The organism is Pseudofrankia inefficax (genome assembly GCF_000166135.1).
GTDB lineage: Bacteria > Actinomycetota > Actinomycetes > Frankiales > Frankiaceae > Pseudofrankia > Pseudofrankia inefficax.
The window spans coordinates 1,767,957-1,783,738 of record NC_014666.1 but is presented as its reverse complement, the minus strand read 5'-3'; the positions used below and the strand labels follow the sequence as shown (position 1 = coordinate 1,783,738).

17 protein-coding genes are annotated in these 15,782 nt (G+C 69.1%); 6 read left to right on the top strand and 11 right to left on the bottom strand.

What is annotated here, in order from left to right; all coding sequences use genetic code 11:
* Positions 1-45 precede the first annotated feature (45 nt).
* Together FRAEUI1C_RS07125 and FRAEUI1C_RS39350 are read right to left on the bottom strand one after the other, a co-directional pair.
* Positions 46-2,664 carry a tetratricopeptide repeat protein gene (locus FRAEUI1C_RS07125; protein WP_013422617.1) on the bottom strand — a complete coding sequence of 873 codons (2,619 nt, stop codon included), beginning with the start codon at positions 2,662-2,664 and terminating at the stop codon, positions 46-48.
* A 166-nt stretch (positions 2,665-2,830) separates the two neighbouring features.
* Positions 2,831-3,043: a hypothetical protein gene (locus FRAEUI1C_RS39350; RefSeq protein ID WP_157734841.1), complete on the bottom strand. Its 213-nt coding sequence runs from the start codon at positions 3,041-3,043 to the stop codon at positions 2,831-2,833.
* Here FRAEUI1C_RS39350 and FRAEUI1C_RS39345 point away from each other — a divergent pair.
* Complete coding sequence (locus tag FRAEUI1C_RS39345; RefSeq protein WP_157734840.1) at positions 3,033-3,392, top strand: hypothetical protein; 360 nt, start codon at positions 3,033-3,035, stop codon at positions 3,390-3,392. The genes FRAEUI1C_RS39350 and FRAEUI1C_RS39345 overlap by 11 nt on opposite strands.
* A gap of 477 nt (positions 3,393-3,869) precedes the next feature.
* Here FRAEUI1C_RS39345 and FRAEUI1C_RS07120 read toward each other — a convergent pair whose 3' ends face one another.
* Positions 3,870-4,418, bottom strand: coding sequence for a hypothetical protein (locus FRAEUI1C_RS07120; RefSeq protein ID WP_198318911.1), 549 nt, complete (start codon positions 4,416-4,418; stop codon positions 3,870-3,872).
* 592 nt (positions 4,419-5,010) lie between these two features.
* On the opposite strand from FRAEUI1C_RS07120, the gene FRAEUI1C_RS07110 reads away from it, so the two are divergent.
* Positions 5,011-6,381, top strand: coding sequence for a toll/interleukin-1 receptor domain-containing protein (locus tag FRAEUI1C_RS07110; RefSeq protein WP_041258982.1), 1,371 nt, complete (start codon positions 5,011-5,013; stop codon positions 6,379-6,381).
* A gap of 481 nt (positions 6,382-6,862) precedes the next feature.
* Here the strand turns inward: FRAEUI1C_RS07110 and FRAEUI1C_RS07105 are convergent, their stop codons facing one another.
* Positions 6,863-7,216 (bottom strand): nuclear transport factor 2 family protein, encoded by a 354-nt coding sequence (locus FRAEUI1C_RS07105; protein WP_013422612.1) that lies wholly within the window; start codon positions 7,214-7,216, stop codon positions 6,863-6,865.
* Between the two features lie 147 nt (positions 7,217-7,363).
* Between FRAEUI1C_RS07105 and FRAEUI1C_RS07100 the strand changes: the two genes are divergently transcribed.
* Entirely contained in the window at positions 7,364-8,149 is a 786-nt protein-coding gene (locus FRAEUI1C_RS07100; protein WP_013422611.1) for a helix-turn-helix domain-containing protein, read from the top strand.
* 84 nt (positions 8,150-8,233) lie between these two features.
* Here the strand turns inward: FRAEUI1C_RS07100 and FRAEUI1C_RS07095 are convergent, their stop codons facing one another.
* Both FRAEUI1C_RS07095 and FRAEUI1C_RS07090 read right to left on the bottom strand, forming a co-directional pair.
* Entirely contained in the window at positions 8,234-9,184 is a 951-nt protein-coding gene (locus FRAEUI1C_RS07095; protein ID WP_013422610.1) for a TauD/TfdA dioxygenase family protein, read from the bottom strand.
* A 109-nt stretch (positions 9,185-9,293) separates the two neighbouring features.
* Positions 9,294-10,130 (bottom strand): FadR/GntR family transcriptional regulator, encoded by an 837-nt coding sequence (locus FRAEUI1C_RS07090; RefSeq protein WP_013422609.1) that lies wholly within the window; start codon positions 10,128-10,130, stop codon positions 9,294-9,296.
* A gap of 121 nt (positions 10,131-10,251) precedes the next feature.
* On the opposite strand from FRAEUI1C_RS07090, the gene FRAEUI1C_RS07085 reads away from it, so the two are divergent.
* Complete coding sequence (locus tag FRAEUI1C_RS07085) at positions 10,252-11,121, top strand: alpha/beta fold hydrolase (RefSeq protein ID WP_013422608.1); 870 nt, start codon at positions 10,252-10,254, stop codon at positions 11,119-11,121.
* 16 nt (positions 11,122-11,137) lie between these two features.
* Here FRAEUI1C_RS07085 and FRAEUI1C_RS07080 read toward each other — a convergent pair whose 3' ends face one another.
* The 5 genes from FRAEUI1C_RS07080 to FRAEUI1C_RS07060 form a co-directional block, all read right to left on the bottom strand.
* Entirely contained in the window at positions 11,138-11,635 is a 498-nt protein-coding gene (locus FRAEUI1C_RS07080) for a TspO/MBR family protein (protein WP_013422607.1), read from the bottom strand.
* Positions 11,636-11,681: 46 nt separating this feature from the next.
* Positions 11,682-12,302: a dihydrofolate reductase family protein gene (locus FRAEUI1C_RS07075; RefSeq protein ID WP_013422606.1), complete on the bottom strand. Its 621-nt coding sequence runs from the start codon at positions 12,300-12,302 to the stop codon at positions 11,682-11,684.
* On the bottom strand, positions 12,302-12,808 hold the full coding sequence (locus FRAEUI1C_RS07070) for an SRPBCC family protein (RefSeq protein ID WP_013422605.1): 507 nt from the start codon (positions 12,806-12,808) through the stop codon (positions 12,302-12,304). Before FRAEUI1C_RS07070 ends, FRAEUI1C_RS07075 begins: the two co-directional genes overlap by 1 nt.
* A gap of 3 nt (positions 12,809-12,811) precedes the next feature.
* A complete protein-coding gene (locus tag FRAEUI1C_RS07065) occupies positions 12,812-13,153 on the bottom strand; it encodes an ArsR/SmtB family transcription factor (protein WP_013422604.1) in 342 nt (113 codons plus the stop codon).
* Positions 13,154-13,260: 107 nt separating this feature from the next.
* Positions 13,261-13,962: a TetR/AcrR family transcriptional regulator gene (locus FRAEUI1C_RS07060; RefSeq protein ID WP_013422603.1), complete on the bottom strand. Its 702-nt coding sequence runs from the start codon at positions 13,960-13,962 to the stop codon at positions 13,261-13,263.
* 327 nt (positions 13,963-14,289) lie between these two features.
* Here FRAEUI1C_RS07060 and FRAEUI1C_RS07055 point away from each other — a divergent pair, with 327 nt between their 5' ends.
* Both FRAEUI1C_RS07055 and FRAEUI1C_RS07050 read left to right on the top strand, forming a co-directional pair.
* Positions 14,290-15,561, top strand: coding sequence for a cytochrome P450 (locus tag FRAEUI1C_RS07055; protein ID WP_013422602.1), 1,272 nt, complete (start codon positions 14,290-14,292; stop codon positions 15,559-15,561).
* Positions 15,558-15,770 (top strand): ferredoxin, encoded by a 213-nt coding sequence (locus FRAEUI1C_RS07050; protein ID WP_013422601.1) that lies wholly within the window; start codon positions 15,558-15,560, stop codon positions 15,768-15,770. Before FRAEUI1C_RS07055 ends, FRAEUI1C_RS07050 begins: the two co-directional genes overlap by 4 nt.
* The last annotated feature ends 12 nt before the right edge of the window (positions 15,771-15,782 follow it).

Sequence of the window (15,782 nt, the reverse complement as noted above, 5' to 3'; positions counted from 1 at the left end):
GTCAGTCCGGTCCATGACGCACGGCGGCGTTCGACGGGCAGCAGGTCACCTGGAACGAGCCAGATCCGCCATGACCAGCGTAAGAACCTGACGGGTCTGCCTGGTCGCCGGGTGATCGGCGCCCAGCACCTCGGTTCTCGCGTCAAGGAGGGCGCGGCCACGTCGTCGCGCTTCCTCATGGTGCCCAAGTTCTCGTAGAAGCTCGACGATGGATTGCTCGACCGCCAAAGTCCGTGGATGCGACGGTCCGAGTACTCGCCTGCTGGTCTGGTGCAGCCTCCGCAGACGCACCCGAGCTGCGGGCAGGTCGCCCTGGCCGCGTTCTAACCTGGCCAGGTGGTACTCGGTCACGAGGGTCGCAGGATGGTCCGCGCCGAGAAGCGCGGCCCGCGCCGTCAGTACGTCGGTGAGAATCACCTCAGCCTCCTGGTACTTGCCACGCTCCCGCAGCACATCCGCCAGATTGTTGCGGCTGGTGAGTGTGTCCCGATGATGCGCGCCCAGGGTGCTCGCACGGTCCTGGGCTGTGCGTGCGAACAGATCCTCCGCCTCATCGACAAACCCAAGATCACGTAACGTCCTGGCTAGATAGTGCCGAGTGGTGAGGGTGTCCGGATGGAGTGTCCCGAGCATGCCGGCCCGGGTCTCGAGCACTGCTCGCAACTCGACCTGCGCGGCGTCCAGCTCCCCGTTCGCGTAGCGGGCCCGAGCGTGCTGGTGCCGTAGCTCAAGGACGATCGGGGATCGTGGCCCGAGCATCGCCGTGCCGGTTCGGAGCGCGTAAGCGCAGGCAGCCTTGGACAGGGCGAGCCAGCCAACCGACCGGCGGAACGCGGCGCAGGAGGCGGCGAGGCCCAGCGCGGACTCGGCCAGACCGGCATGGTCCGCGCCCTGCTCGCGCACCACATCTACCAACGGGTCGCAGTGCGGCGCGATGGCGAGCCACCTCTGCCAGGAACTCGGCGAGCGAGGATCGGCGCCCGTCGCGGCCCTGAGGAGCATCGCCGCGACGGCGCCGTGGTAGTCCAGCGCTCGGCGTCGAACGTCCGGGTCGGCTCTAGCCGCGTCCCGTACCGTCCGATGGACGACGACCTGCAGGTCTGAGCCCGCGATCGGAAGGTCCAGCTGGTCACCGGGGTCGCGCTCATGGCTCAGCTCCACCAGGCCGACGTCGGCCAGCGACCGCAGCAGCCGCCACAGCTCGGGCCCGCCGAGGTTCTCAAGCACCGCCGGGCGGGGCAGGCTGCTCAGGTCGAGGACGAGCCCGACGTCGATGGGAGCCGCCCCGAAGCATGACAACAGGCGCAGCAATGGCCGCGCGAGCGGCAGGCCACGACTGGCCAGCAGGTCGAGAGACAGATCCCAGGTCCGAGTCAGGCTGCTGCGCGCCGGCGCCTCGGGCGCGCGGAGGTCCGCCGTGTCCGCTCTGTGGAGCAGTTCATTCCCGGACCGGTCCAGCATCGTCACGTACTCGGCGCAGGTACTCGGGAGCCTCGGGCCCGGGATGGCCGCCGGGGTGAGGCGAGCCTCGGCCATGAGCCGGCCCGCCAGGACAAGCGCGAGTGGCAGCCCGTCAAGACGGTCCGAGAGGGCTCGTGCGGCGTCGGCGGGCCCGATCCGCTCCCCTGCGACGTCAGCCAGGACCATCGCACCGGCAGTTGAGTCCAGACGCGCAAGTCGGTGTCGGCGCAGCCAGCGGCTCCCGTTCACGGAACCACCCGCGGACCAGGTCTGGTCGGACCCGTCACGGGTCGTCACGATCACCGTGCCATAACGGCTGTCGACCGGCCGGAGCCAGCCGGTCCCGTCGGCGACGTCGCTGCCTGGCATCGCGAGGACGCCGACGGGGTCATCAGCATCGTCGAGCACCAGCAGCCAGGGCTCGGCGAGCTCGTCAAGCGCGCGCAGGGTCAGATCCGGCAGGCTTCCGATCCGGAGGAGCTCGGCAGGCACGCCGAGGTCGATCGCTACCGCGGTCATGCCGGCCACCACGGTCTGGCTTGCCCCGGCGTTCACCCACCAGGTGCGAACACCAAGCTGCCTGGCACGATGCGCGACCTCCAACGCGACGGTGCTCTTGCCCACGCCGCCCATTCCGGTCAGCGCGTGGACACGAGCGGCGCGAGGGCCGTCGGGCGGGCGCGCCTCGCGGCCATCCGTGTCCATGAGGCCCTCGACCAGTAGACCGATGAGTCCGTCGCGCCCGCGTACCGCCGGGCGGTCCGCCAACCGCCCGAACGGCGGCCGTACGGAGCCAAGAACCGCCGCGACCTCGCTAATCCCCTCGTGCAGGGGCTCGGCCGGGCTTCCGTGCCTGACGCGAGCCAACGCCTGTTCCCAGCCCTCGATGCGGTCGGGCTGGTGAATGCCGCCGGCCCGCAGGAGGTTTCCCAGCAGCCCGGCGGGGCGGCGGGCCGGAAGGTGAGCGCCGGACAGGTAGCCGCCGAGCGTGCTGGCCGGTATGCCTGACGCGGCGGCCAGTTCGCGGACCGACATCCCGGACCGGTGCTGCACCCGTCGCAGCGCGGCGGTGAAGTCGTCGCGGGAGCGGATCATGGCTGGATTCGGATCCTCGTGATGCATCCGGCGGTTGTCTATCACGGTCGCATCCCCCGCGCTCACATCATGGCCGTACATCCCGAGCCCGTACGGGCTGTACGGCATTGTACGAGTCTATTCGACCATATTCCCTCCGATCTTTCGCAGTGGTTTCGTGGCGTCACGGGGCCACCCGGACCACCGTCGAGGGAAAGGATCGTCATGGAACCTCACTCGAAGGGGAGCGCCGGCCCGACGTGACGGCACGCTCCAGCTAGATCATCGACGCAGGTCACGACAATTCGATCTCGGCGTTGTACCAGCCGTCGGGCCTCTGGGTGACGATGCGAATCATAAAACGCCGGCCACCAGCAGAAATCACATCGGACAGGAAGACTGGCATGAGATCTGTACACGATGGGGCACCCAAACGATCCTTCCAGGGACGCAGCCGAGCGAGGGCGCTCGCCGCCGCGGGCAGCCTGCTGGCAGCGATGTTCGTCACCGTGGGTCTCGCTCCGACGGCCGCACGCGCCGACACGACGGTCGGCGGGTGCACCGGCTTGATATCCGGTAACTGTGTGCAGGCGACGACCGGTAGCAAGAACTTCCAGAACCACACTCAATGGGTCGGCTGGGTCCGATCCTACGGCTGGGGCGGCTCCAACGGCATCGTGAAGCTGGAATCGTGGTCCTCCAACTTCTATTTCTCGTCGAACGTAAATCCGAACGACGTCAATCCGTATCGAGAGTGGGGGGCTCAGCGATGGGTGCCCTCGGGCTCAGGGGTGTGCAGCGCCGCCACCTATACGGACGGATACCGGAGCGTCGCCTGCATCACCATCCAGGTGTAGGCGACGGCGTCGGGTAGCTGGCGCCGTTGGGCACCGGCGATGAGATTCGGCACTCGTATGCCGTCTGGTCGCGCCTGCCGCCAGCAGGCGCGCCGCCAGCGCACGGCCGCTGACCTCCACCCGACTCCTGCGAGCACTCCTGGCGACAGCCGGAGCCAATATTGACATCGTGATCACATATGAGGCCCCGTCAATTGCCCGGCCGGCGCGCAGGTCCTCCCGACAGGCGTCGACCTGGGCCAGCGCATGGTGCCGCGCCCACCGGAACGCCCGGTCGACACCGTCCTGCCCGCGCCGCCGCAGCGGCAGGACCATGGCCGCCGCGGCGCGTCGCGTGGGCGGTCACCCAGGCCGAGCCGCGGCTCCGCAAACGGGCCTCCTTGCCGCATGATCAGGGGCAGAGGTCGCCCTCACGGCGGGTGGCCTTCGGCTGTCGGTCCGGGCTCGGACGGGTATCGACGAACGTGACAGCGGTGCTCAGCTGTCCAGCCGGTGTCGAAGGTAATCCGGGTGCGTCGGACCGACCTCGATGCGGTTCTCGTCAAGGCCGTTGAAGATCTGCACACAGTCCCCGGCGAAGACGAACTCGACCGCCACCGTTCCAGCCGCCATGTCGAACTCCGCTGGCCGCCACTCAAGCAGCGCGACCTCGCGCAGTTCCTGGCCGACGAACGGTTCCAGGCGTTCATCGCGGTGGGACCACGCCGGTGTGAATTCGAACCCCTCCCACCCGGTGATGGCCGCCGTGGTGTCGATCGTGTCCCAGCCCAGCGAGAGGTTGTCGAGGTAGCAGTGGCACACCTCGACCTGGACACCGTCGAAATCCAGCACCACCGGGCAGTCGGCGAACCACTCCCCGTCCTCGACGTAGCGCACCACGGCGAACCCCGTCAGCGGCCTACCAGCGAGCATCGCCAGACGTGATCCATGCGCCTGCCGAACCGCCTCGATGCCGACCAGGAAGGACGGCTTGAAACCAGAGATCCCCAGGCCCACAGCATCTGAGTGTCCCGGCCCGCGACCCAACGGGCAAACACATATTCGAGCAGTCGGGACCCCGGCGGCACTCGCCCGAGAGCCGTTCGCCGTCGAGGGGCTCGCTGTTCCCCTGGACGAGATCGCGCGCCGAGCCGGGGTCGGCGCGGGCACGGCGCATCGACCCATTGCCAACGCCTGTCGTGCGGCGGTGATTTGTTCTCGGAGAACGTCACCATGGCCGGCGTGACGGGCGAAATCCTCGATCAGGAGCAGGTAGACAAAACGCAGGCTGACATCGCCAGCGCGAGGGTGCGCCCTGGTTCGTCGAGCTCGAAGTCAGCGGCGATCACGCGCGAACGCTCGCTCGCACGCTCGAACTCGGCAATCACGCTGATGCAGAGGTGGGATGCTAAAAAGCGTGACTGCTGATTCTCACGATTCACTTCTGGGCGCTCCGCGACCCGGGCCGTCCACGCGGCCGAAGCGCCACACCGGAAACCCAACCACAGGACATCCAGACGGGTCAATCGTGATGAGCCAGCAAGGATCGGCGGGAGAGTTATCCGACGCCCGGCAGCTGCCTGTGTGGTAGCGCCCTCTGACGTCATGCGGTTCCGTGCGTGGTGCGAAGATCTGTGCCGTGGGTGCTTCGGGGGCTTCGCCGCAGGCGAAGGCGTGGGACTTCTTCGTCTCCTACACGCGTGTTGACCGCACTTGGGCCGAGTGGGTGGCCTGGCACTTAGAAGAAGCCGGGTACAGCGTCCTGATCGAGGCATGGGACTTCGTCCCCGGAACGAACTGGCGATTCCGCATGGGCGAAGGCGCCCAGCGTGCGGAGCGGACGATCGCGATCCTGTCCGCTGCCTACTTGAAGTCGGTCTACGGCGAGCAGGAGTGGCAGGCCGCCCAGGCCGCCGACCCCAACGGCTTCGCTCGCAAGCTCCTGCCCATCCGTGTCGAGGACTGCCTTCGCCCGAGTCTCCTCGATACCGTCGTGTCCATCGACCTGTTCGACCGGACCGCCGCCGACGCCCCCCAGCACCTGCTCGACCAGGTTCAAAGCTCGATTTCTGGCCGAGCCAAGCCCACCACCCAGCCCACGTTCCCCATATCCGTACCCGACAGCCGGTCCGTGGATGAGCATGCCTTCCCCTCGCCGGCTCGACGGGCACCCGTCCCGCCGCCAACCGATCCCGGCCCGCTCTGCGAACCTTTCACCGGCAACGTCGGCGGCGTCGTGTCGCTCGCGTTCGCCGCGGACGGACACACCCTCGCCACCGTCGGCGCCGACTGGTCGGTACGGCTGTGGGACGTCACCGATCCCACCCGACCCGAGCAGATCAGCCGACCTCTTACCGGTCAGACTGGCGGCGTCGTGTCGGTCGCGTTCGCGGCGAACGGGCACATCCTCGCCACCGTCGGCGTCGACTGGTTGGTGCGGCTGTGGGACATCACCGATCCTGCCCGACCCGAGCAGATCGGTCATCCTCTCACCGGGCATGCTGGCGGCGTCGTGTCGGTCGCGTTCGCGGCGAACGGACACACCCTCGCCACCGTCGGCTATGACTGGATGGTGCGGCTCTGGGACATCACCGACCCCGCCCGACCCGAGCAGACCTGCCAGATCCTCACTGGTCACAGAGGCGGCGTCGTCTCGGTCGCGTTCGCCGCGGACGGACACACCCTCGCCACCGTCGGCTGTGACGGAACGGTGCGACTGTGGGACGTCACTGATCCCGCCCGACCCGGACCGATCGGCGAACCCCTCACCGGCTATGTCGGCACCGCGATGTCGGTCGCGTTCGCCGCGGACGGGCACACCCTCGCCACCGTCGGCTGTGACCGGATGGTGCGACTCTGGGACGTAGCTGATCGCACCCGACCCCGACCGATCGGCCAACCCCTCACCGGTCACACGGAGGCCGTGATGTCTGTCGCGTTCACAGCCAATGGACACACCCTCGCCACCGGCGACCACGACGGGACGGTACGGCTGTGGCGCATGTACTGAGCGCGTGGAGACCCACGACAATTCACAGGTCTGTGACCCCGATGACGGGCTGTGCCCGCCTCCGCTTGACCACCCGGCCCGCGCGACTTCTGACCGGCCAAGGCGCGGCGGCCTTCTAGCTTGGGAGTCCATGATGCCCAGCGGAGACGCGTACGACGTTTTCCTGGCGGCCGTCGGGTCGGAGCTCGAGTTTCTCGTCACCGACTTTGGCTACCAGCGGCCCGCTGTCGACGGGGGAGGGCGATCAGATTTTCCTGGGCCTCCTGCGGCGGAGTCAGGAGAACGCGAGGAGGAGAAAGGAGCAGCAGTTCGTGAAGGGGCGCCCCGTCCGCCGGCCCTGACCCGAAAACGGGATCGTCCGCCCAGGTCAGGGCCGAAGGCGCGGCGGCGCCGTCCTCGCGATGCTGGCCGCCGTGACGCCACTCCCGAGACCGGCCGGACGTCAACGGGAGTGGTCATCGGATCAGGACAGCCGGGAAGGTCAGCCGGGCACGCGGTCGAGGAAGCCCAGCACCCGGTCGATGCGCCCGTCCGCGTCGGTGGCCACGACGTCGAAGCCGACCACGATCGGCTCGGCGCCCTCGGGCCCCAGGCCCCAGGTGAACCGCGCGACATTGTGGTGGGTGTCGATCGGGCCCGCCTGCGAGAAGACGAAGCCAGGGAACTGGCCCTGGACGGCGGCGATGGTCGCGGCCAGCGCTTCCCGGCCCTGGACCTGCGCCAGCGGGTCGACGTAGCTGGGGTCGGCGCTCCAATGGCGGTCGATCAGAGCACGACGGGTGTCGGCGTCGGTCTCGTTCCAGCACGCCAGATAACGGTCAACGAGGTCAGACACTGCGATTTTCCTTTCACCACCGGATTTCCATCGGTCGATGACGATCCTGCCGGTGGCAATAGGTCCCGGTCGATTCCCTCCGAGGTAAAGCGATCTCGTTACCCGTGAGGTAATCGCGGGCGCGCGAGTGGGAGATACGGTTGCCGGATGAGCGTCACCGCGCTACCCACCCGCCCGGTCGGTCAGCTGCTGCGCGACTGGCGCGAACGGCGGCGACTGAGCCAGCTCGAGCTGTCCAACCAGGCCGAGATATCGACGCGCCACCTAAGCTTCGTGGAGACGGGACGGTCACGCCCGACGCCGGAGATGATCCTGCGGCTCAGCGAGCGCCTTGACGTTCCGCTGCGGGAACGCAACCTGCTGCTCCTGGCAGGCGGCTACGCACCCGCGTATCCGCAGCACGGGCTTGATGAGCCGGAACTCGCGAGCGTGCGGACGGCACTGCGCCTCGTGCTCGCCGGGCACGAGCCATGCCCGGCTCTGGTGATCAACCGGTGGTGGGAGCTTCTGGACGCGAACGCCGCGGTCGGCGTCATCACTGCCGGCTGCGCTCCGCATCTCCTCAAGCCGCCGGTGAACGTGCTGCGGTTGAGCCTGCATCCGGACGGGATGGCGCCGCGGATCGCGAATCTCGCGCAATGGCGCACACACCTGCTGGGTCAGGTGCGCCGACGGGCCGGCGAGACCGGGGACGAACGGCTGACGGAACTGCACGATGAGCTCGCCGACTACCCCGGCGGGACCGACTCGACGTTGGCGCCCAGCAACGTGGTGCTACCGCTGCGGCTCCGGCACGAGGCAGGCGAACTGTCGTTCTTCACCATCGCGGCGAAGGTCGAGACCGCCGGCGACGTCACCGTCGACGAACTCACGATCGAGACCTTCTACCCCGCCGATCGCGAGACCACCGACCGCCTGCGGTCGCTCGTGTGAGGAGCGGGCAGCCGAGCAGGTCCAGCCGGACGACGATCCCCGTCAGCGCACGACATGCGGCATGCGGCGGCTCGACGCCACGCGTCACATCGCCGACGTGGTCGCGCCGACCTTCACGCCGCCCTCGAAGCGGCCCAGGCCATAGTCGCCCTTGATCGTGGTCCGGTGCATGACACGGTCGAGGCTCGGGTCGCACCCGCCGGCCTCGTGCAGCATGCGCCAGTTGTCCCAGATGAGCATGTCCGTCGTCTTCCAGCTGTGCCAGTAAGGACGGATCACCTTCAGGACCTCGGCCCAGACGTAGTGGAACTTCTCCTCGCCGTCCGGCGTCTCCTGTCCCTCGAAACCCACCGCCATGTACGGAGAAAGGTGCATGACCTTCTCCCCGGTCTCGCGCGTCCACACGGCAGGGTGAATGGCGCGCGGGAGCGCCGCGGCGTTCCGCAGGATCTGCTCGGCGTTCGCGTAGGGCCGCAGCTCCTTGAACGACGCGGGCAGCCCGAAACGCTGATGCGGGTACAGCAGGTCGAGGGTGTAGATGACGTTCAGGTCGGCGGCGACGGCCTTCGCCTCGGCGGGCAGGTCGTTCCAGATCTGGATACCGTCGGCGAACCCGGTCAGGCCGTCATCCGGCGCGACCGTCACCGCGCGCAGGACGCCGGCCCGGTTGAGCTCGTCGTTGTAGCAATGGTCGAAGTGCCAGGGCTGCCAGCTGATGCGCGGCTTGCCGTCGATCTCGACGATGCACATGTCGGGGGTCGCGCTGATCGCGATCACGCCCGGCCACCGCTCGGCGTCGACGCGGGTGGTGGTCTTGCTCGGGTGGTCCTTCAGCGGGCCGAAGACGTTGCTTATCTGTACCTGAAGCTCGGTGCTCGGCTCCACGCCCTCGAAGACGATCACGCCGCGACGTTCGAAGGTGTCGGCGATCTCCTGGCGCACGGCCTGGTCCGCCAGCGCGGCCGAGGTGATGCCGGAAATCCGCGCACCGAACGGCAGGCCGTCCCGCAGGTCCTTGACGGTGATCGTGCTCATGTACCCGCGCCTTTCCTCACTGGCCCGGTCGGGGATCAGCCCCGAACGGTGCTGCCGATCCGGCTGTCCTGGTTTTCGGGTCGGCCCTGCGTCATGGCTGATTTGTTGGTCAAGGAGCGGACGTGCCCGCGAGGGACAGTCCGCTGACGGCGCGCAGCGTGCTCAGCGAGGCGGGGGCCGGCAGCTCGATCACGCTGGACCCGTACCGGGCGGTCATCAGGTCGTGCGTGTCACCGAGATGGCGGCTCATCTCGCGGCTGGCCTGGTCGCCCCGGCCTGCCTCGATCGCGGCGACGATGCGGCGGTGCGACGCGATGGACATCCGACGGGCGCGCTGGTCCGACTGGTAGTCGGCCCGCAGCACGCGGTCCTCCTGCGCGTTCCAGACGGCTTCGAGCGTTCCGGCGATCAGCCGCATGGTCGTGTTGCCGCACAGCTCGGTGAGGCCCAGGTGGAAGGCATGCGCCGCGTCGTGGAACTCCGCGGCCGCCTCGCTGGCCTCGCTCTCGTCGATGAGGCGGGTGAGCTGGGCGACGATCGCCTGCCGATCGGGCAGGGCGGCCGCGAGAGCGGCGCACGTGGGCTCGATCGCGAGCCGGCCGACCGCGAGGTCGTCACAGGTGACCTCGTTCGCGCGCAGCGTCAGGCCGAGATGGTAGGCGGCGCTGGTCGCCGTGGGCCGGGTGACCACGGCGCCGCCGACATTCCCACGCCGGATGCGCACGAGGCCCTCGGTCTCCAGGATCCGCAGCGCCTCCCGCAGGCTCGGCCTGCTGACGCCGAACTCGTCGAGCAGGTTCGCCTCGCGTGGGAGCACCGCGCCGTCGCTGAGCTCGCCGGTGACGATCCGTCGCCGCAGCTGCGCGGCTACCAGCTCGGCCACCTTCGGCGCCTGGATGGCGGGCATCGGCTGCTCGCCGGTCCGCTGCCGGTCGTCGTGCACCATGACCGGAACCGTAGCACCCTTCGAGCCTTCTGTCTATATCATTGAAATGCTTGTCTGCAACGTATATACGATGCAGAGAGTGCTGTGGGCTCGCCGAGGTACGCGCGAGGGAGGAAGTGGCATGGTCGACCGGGAAATCGAGATCAACGACGGTGTCGTCGTCTACGAGTTCGTAGGCCCAGATGACGGCGAGGTCATCGTTGTCACTCCTGGTGGTCGGTTCAGCAAGGATGTGGGCGGCATCCACGAACTGGCCGCGGCGCTGGCCAAGAACGGCAAGCGAGTGCTGCTCTGGGACCGGCCGAACTGCGGGCGGTCCGACGTCCAGCTCTACGGCCGTACGGAGTCACACATGCGGGCCGACACGCTCGGTCGGCTGCTGCAGGCGCTCGGCATCGAGCGGGTCCTGGTGGCCGGTGGCTCCGGCGGCGCCCGGGACTCGATCGTCTTCACCCTGATGTGGCCGCGGATGGTGCGCAAGCTGGCGCTCTGGTCGATCGTCGGCGGCACGTACAGCACGATCTCGCTGGCCAACGTCTACGTCATGAACGAGCTGCGAACCGTGCGGTCCGAGGGCATCGAGGGCGTGCTGAAGCTGCCGGAATGGGCCGGCCTCATCGAGGCGAACCCGCGCAACCGGGAGCGGCTGCTCGCCCTGGGGACCGAGGGCTTCGAGCACGTGATGAACCGCTGGCTGGACGCCTACGTCCCCAAGCCGAACGAGCCGATCCCCGGCGTCAGCGACTGGGAGTTCGGGGACATCAAGGTGCCGACGCTGATCGTCCGTGGCGGCGAGCGGGACTTCAACCACCCGAAGCGGACCTCGATGGAGGTGCACGCGCTGATCGCGGGTTCGCGGCTGGTCGAGCCTCCGTGGCCCGAGGACGCGTGGGAGCGGGCCCTGGCGGCGTCCTTCGCCGGCACCGGGAACCTGTTCGACCCCTGGGTACAGGCCGCGCCAGTCCTGCTGGACTTCTTCGACGAAGCCTGACGGCTCCGCGGCACGCTCAAGGACCCGGACCACGCCCAGCGCCACGGCCCGGGTTGCGCAGGACGATCGCGGCGTTCAGCCCGGTGGCGAACCCGGTCCAGGCGGCGTACGGAAGCAGCGCGGCGCCAGCCAGCGGGTCGGCCCGCCAGGCCCGGCGCAGCAGAACCACGTTCGCCACGTCGAGGGAGATGATCTCGGCCAGCGCGAGGCGCGGACGCCTGGCCCGGAAGAACAGCGGCGTCCACCCGGCGTTCAGCGCGAGGTCGATCCCGAACGCGCGCCGTAGCTGCGTTCGCCGCGCCCCGCCGGCGCTCGCCTCCAGCGCCCGGGCCCCGGCGAACGCGATCGACGCGTACAGCGGCGTCCACACCGCCGGAAACACCGCCGCCGGCGGCTGCCACGCCGGCTTGTCCAGCGATCGGTACCAGTCGGAGTCCGGGCTGGCACCGATCGCGCCACCGGCGGCGGCCACCGCCGTGGCCAGGCCCGTCCTGGCGAGGTTCGAGACACGCATACGAGTTCGATACCCCGCTGGACGGGGGGCGCCGCGGTCGAGACCGCTACCGCTCCCGGACCGCGTAGGTCAGGTGGGTCACTCGCCGCGACGCCTGCGTGCCGACCAGCTCCAGGGCGACCCGGCCCGCGTCGACGCCCTCGAACAGGCGGATGCCGGAGCCGAACAGGACCGGTGAGAGCGCGATCGTGAACTCGTCGATCAGCCCGGCGTTCAGGTACTCCAGGATCGTCGCCCCGCCGCCCGCGATGCGGACGTCCCGGTCGCCGGCGGCCTCGCGGGCCCGGTCGAGCGCGGCCTCGATGCCGTCGTTGACGAAGTGGAAGGTGGTCCCGCCCTGCCGCTCCCAGGGGTCACGCTTCTCGTGCGTCACGACGAAGACCGGCGTGTGGAACGGCGCCTCCGGCGGCCACGCGTGTTCGCCGGCCTCGAACATGCGCTTGCCCATCACGCTCGCGCCGGTGCGCTCGAACGTCTCCCGCGCGATGTCGTTGTCGCGCCCCTCCTCACCGCCCTCGCCGAGCTTGAGGTTCTCCCGGAAGAACCGCAGCGGGAAAGCCCACCCCTGCAGCTCCATCCACAGCTGTCCCATCAACTCCTCGGGAGACTCGGGCGCGATGAAACCGTCCAGCGCCATCGACACGCTGAAGAACACCTTGCCGGCCATCAGTCCGCTGCTCCCTTTTGAAGGCTCTCGGTGACGTAGGCAGCCAGGTTGCTCAGGGTCTGCTGGCCACCCTCGATCGCGTGGTACTTCTCGACCACCTCGTCGCGCAGTTCCTTCGTGGGAAACACCGTGCGCATCTCGATCCGGGTCGCCGCGCCGTCGGGCGCGAACGTCAGGACCGACTCGAAGGCGTTCGGGTCGCCGCGGGTCTCACCGTGCAGCAAGGCGATCCGCTCCGGCGGGGCGATCTCGGTCCAGGAGATCCACTCCTGGTAGTCCGTCCCGTCCGGCCCGTGCATCACGAAGTCCCACTCCCCGCCGACGCGGAACTCGAAGGCCCGCGTGGTGGTGGTGAACCCGTCCGGGCCCCACCACCGCGACAGGTGCCGCACCTCGGTGAACGCCTCGAACACCAGCTCCCGAGGGGCACCGATGACCCGGGAGATCACGATCTCGCGGTCGGCCGTCGCGGACCGCGCCGGCGCCTCTCGTCCCGTCGCGCTCATCAGCTACTCCCCCTGCCTTGCCTGCTTGAGGTCCCGCACGTAGGCGTCCAGCCGGTCGAAGCTCTCGTTCCAGAACCGCTCGAACCCGCCGGCCCACTCGTGAACCGGGCGCAGCCCGCGGGCGTCGAGGCCGTACAGGCGTTGTTTGCCTGCCCTGCGGTCCCGGACCAGTCCGACCTCCCGAAGCACCCGCAGGTGTTTCGACGCCCCCGGCTGGGTCATCCCGAGCTCCTGCGCCAGCTCGGTCACCGGCCTCTCCCCCGCCCGCAGCAGCACCAGGATCTCCCGGCGCTGCGGCTCGGCGATCGCGTTGAAGACGTCCGACGTCGTCGCTGCTCGTGCCATGGCCCGATCGTATGCCGATATCGGCATATGTCAAGCCGAGTGGAATCAGGGCGGGTCCCGTCAACTGACGATGATCGTCGGCTGTGCTGTAGGCGGACGCTTCCCGACTACCTCGGGAGCTCCCTCGGTTCGTCGGCGACCGGCGCACGGATGATCGGGTTCAGGAAAAGCGTCGCGAGGGTGTCGGCGAACGACGACGACGGCTGGTCGCGCAGGACCAGGCGGTAGATAAGCGCTCCGCTGATCGAGTCGAACAGCGCGTCGGCATCGACCCCGGGCAGGATCTGCCCGCGTTCCGTCGCGAGGGCGACGAGGTGTGCGACGCGGTGACGCGCCTCCGTCTCGAGACGCTCCACCACGCTGACCCGCAGCGCTTCGTTGCTTCCCACGTCCGCCATCAGCCCGGGAAGTGCCGCGCGCACCTCAGGCAGGTCGAAGAACGCGGCGGCGCGGCGGATGAGGTCGCGCAGGTCACGCTCGAAGTCGCCCGAGTCGTACTCCTTGACGGCGGGCTGAGCGGGGGCGACGGCGTCGAAGACGAGGTGCATCTTCGAGGGCCAGCGGCGGTAGATGGCGGGGCGGTTCACCCCGGCCTCCCGGGCGATCGTGCCGAGGCTCATGTCCGTGTAGCCGAGGCTCAGCAGCTGCGCGCGGGTCGTCGCGAGTACGCGCTCGTCAATGGAGAGATCCCGGGGTCGCCCGGACGGCGCGCCCGCCGCCTCGGTGATCGAGGGGGACGACGGGCGTCGCGACCGCGCGAGCCCGTCGCCCTCAGGGTCCTCACGCGCGGCCGCGTTGCTGGCGCTCACTGCCGCTCCCTTCGCGGTAGTAGTCGATCAGGTCTCGGGCCCTTGCAACGCGGCGCCGAGTTATGTTACATGTCGTCAGGTAATATTAGAGCTGTCGCGCGGGCGGCCTGGCTGAGCGATGCCCAGGTCGTTCTGGCGGCCTCCGGTGACACATCCACCAACGGTAGGACGACCAGGCGGGCGCGCCGCTGGCGCGTCGAGGCCCGCGCCGGCCTGGACGCGCCACGCCGACAGGCGGCGGGGATCTCTCGTGATCCCGGCGGCGACCGGCCGCGCCGTCCGGGCCCTGACCGTCGAACGGGAACAGACGAGCAGATGGGAACAGCGATGTCCGCACCGGCCCTTGCCGACCGGGTCGAAATCGACCTCGACGTCTACAACCCCTATGACATCGAGTCGGTCGAGAACCCGTACCCCGTCTTCGGGAAGCTGATCGCCGACTACCCGGTGGCCTTTCATCGGGAGATCAACGCCTGGATGGTCTCCCGGCACGACCTGATCGCCGAGATCCTCCGCGACACACGGTTCAGCACCAACTTCGCCGACTGGAACAACGCGCCGAAGCCGAAGCCGAGGTCCGAATGGACCCTGTACGACCAGCAGCAGTCGATGTCGATGGGGACCGTGCCGCCCGCCGCGCACATGCGCCTGCGGCGGCTGACCGCGCCCGCGTTCTCCCGCCGGGTCATGGACCAGATCGAGGACCGGATCCGGGACTCCGTCGCCGGGATCTTCGACGAGATCGACGATCCGCGCGAGTTCGACGCCGCGACGGACATCGCGGCGAAGGTCCCGATCCGGGCGATCGCTCGGATGGTGGGTGTTCCCGCCGAGTCCGAGACCCTCTTCGAACACGGGCTCGGCTGGAACCTCGTGCGCGCGTCGAACCCGCTCTACAGCGCGCAGCAGCGGGCGCAGTACGCCGAGGGCGCGCTGCCAGGCCTCCAGTACCTGCTGGACACGGTCGCCGAGCGGCGCCGGTCCCCGGGCGACCACGACGACTTCCTGGGAACCCTGCTGGCCACCGAGGTCGACGGCGAGCAGCTGACCGACTGGGAGATCGTCAGCGTCATCACGGCGCTGGTCACCGCCGGCGCCGACACCGCGGTGGATCTCCATACGCTGACGCTGCGCGCTCTCCTGACGCATCCCGAGCAGTGGGCGCTCCTGCGCGCGAGGCCGGACCTGATGGAGAGCGTCATCCTCGAGGTGCTGCGCTGGGGCGGGCACGGCAAGTTCGGCGCGATTCCTCGCTTCCCCCGCGAGGACGTCGAGATCGGCGGCCAGCTGCTGGAGAAGGGCAGCCACGTGATGCTCATGTTCTCCGCGGCCGGGCTCGACCCGGCGAAATGGTCGGATCCACTGCTCTTCGACGTCACCCGCAACCACGCCGGCAACATCATCTTTGGGGCCGGCCCGCACCTGTGCATCGGCCTGAACCTGGTCAAGGTCCAGGGGAAGCTCATGATCGAGGAATTTGAGCGGCGGTTCGGCGACAGCGCGCGGATCGCCGGCCAGATCGAGTACGACCCGAGCCACTTCAATGCCCGCCGGATCAGCAGGCTTCCCATCAGCACAGCCCGCGGCGGCCGTTCGTGACGGACGCCTGGCGGATCGAGGTCGACCGGCGCCGGTGCGTCGGTACCGGCGCCTGCGCCTACGCCGCCCCCGAGGTCTTCCGCCTCGACGACCGCTCCCTCGCGACCGTCGTCGGAAAGGTCGACGGCGACGACGCCTTCCTGCGCGACGTCGTCGCCGAATGCCCGACGGAGGCCCTCCGGCTCTCGCCCATCGATGACGCGCGCTGACGACCCGTCCCG

Excerpts from the sequence above, each read along its gene's own strand:
- FRAEUI1C_RS07095 (WP_013422610.1), bottom strand. The coding sequence starts at position 9,184 with ATGAGCACGATCACCGTCAAGGACCTGCGGGACGGCCTGCCGTTCGGT.
- FRAEUI1C_RS07075 (WP_013422606.1), bottom strand. The coding sequence starts at position 12,302 with ATGGCCGGCAAGGTGTTCTTCAGCGTGTCGATGGCGCTGGACGGTTTC.
- FRAEUI1C_RS07125 (WP_013422617.1), bottom strand. The coding sequence starts at position 2,664 with ATGCCGTACAGCCCGTACGGGCTCGGGATGTACGGCCATGATGTGAGC.
- FRAEUI1C_RS07070 (WP_013422605.1), bottom strand. The coding sequence starts at position 12,808 with ATGAGCGCGACGGGACGAGAGGCGCCGGCGCGGTCCGCGACGGCCGAC.
- FRAEUI1C_RS07080 (WP_013422607.1), bottom strand. The coding sequence starts at position 11,635 with ATGCGTGTCTCGAACCTCGCCAGGACGGGCCTGGCCACGGCGGTGGCC.
- FRAEUI1C_RS07085 (WP_013422608.1), top strand. The coding sequence starts at position 10,252 with ATGGTCGACCGGGAAATCGAGATCAACGACGGTGTCGTCGTCTACGAG.
- FRAEUI1C_RS07065 (WP_013422604.1), bottom strand. The coding sequence starts at position 13,153 with ATGGCACGAGCAGCGACGACGTCGGACGTCTTCAACGCGATCGCCGAG.
- FRAEUI1C_RS07090 (WP_013422609.1), bottom strand. The coding sequence starts at position 10,130 with ATGGTGCACGACGACCGGCAGCGGACCGGCGAGCAGCCGATGCCCGCC.
- FRAEUI1C_RS07100 (WP_013422611.1), top strand. The coding sequence starts at position 7,364 with ATGAGCGTCACCGCGCTACCCACCCGCCCGGTCGGTCAGCTGCTGCGC.
- FRAEUI1C_RS39345 (WP_157734840.1), top strand. The coding sequence starts at position 3,033 with ATGTTCGTCACCGTGGGTCTCGCTCCGACGGCCGCACGCGCCGACACG.
- FRAEUI1C_RS07055 (WP_013422602.1), top strand. The coding sequence starts at position 14,290 with ATGTCCGCACCGGCCCTTGCCGACCGGGTCGAAATCGACCTCGACGTC.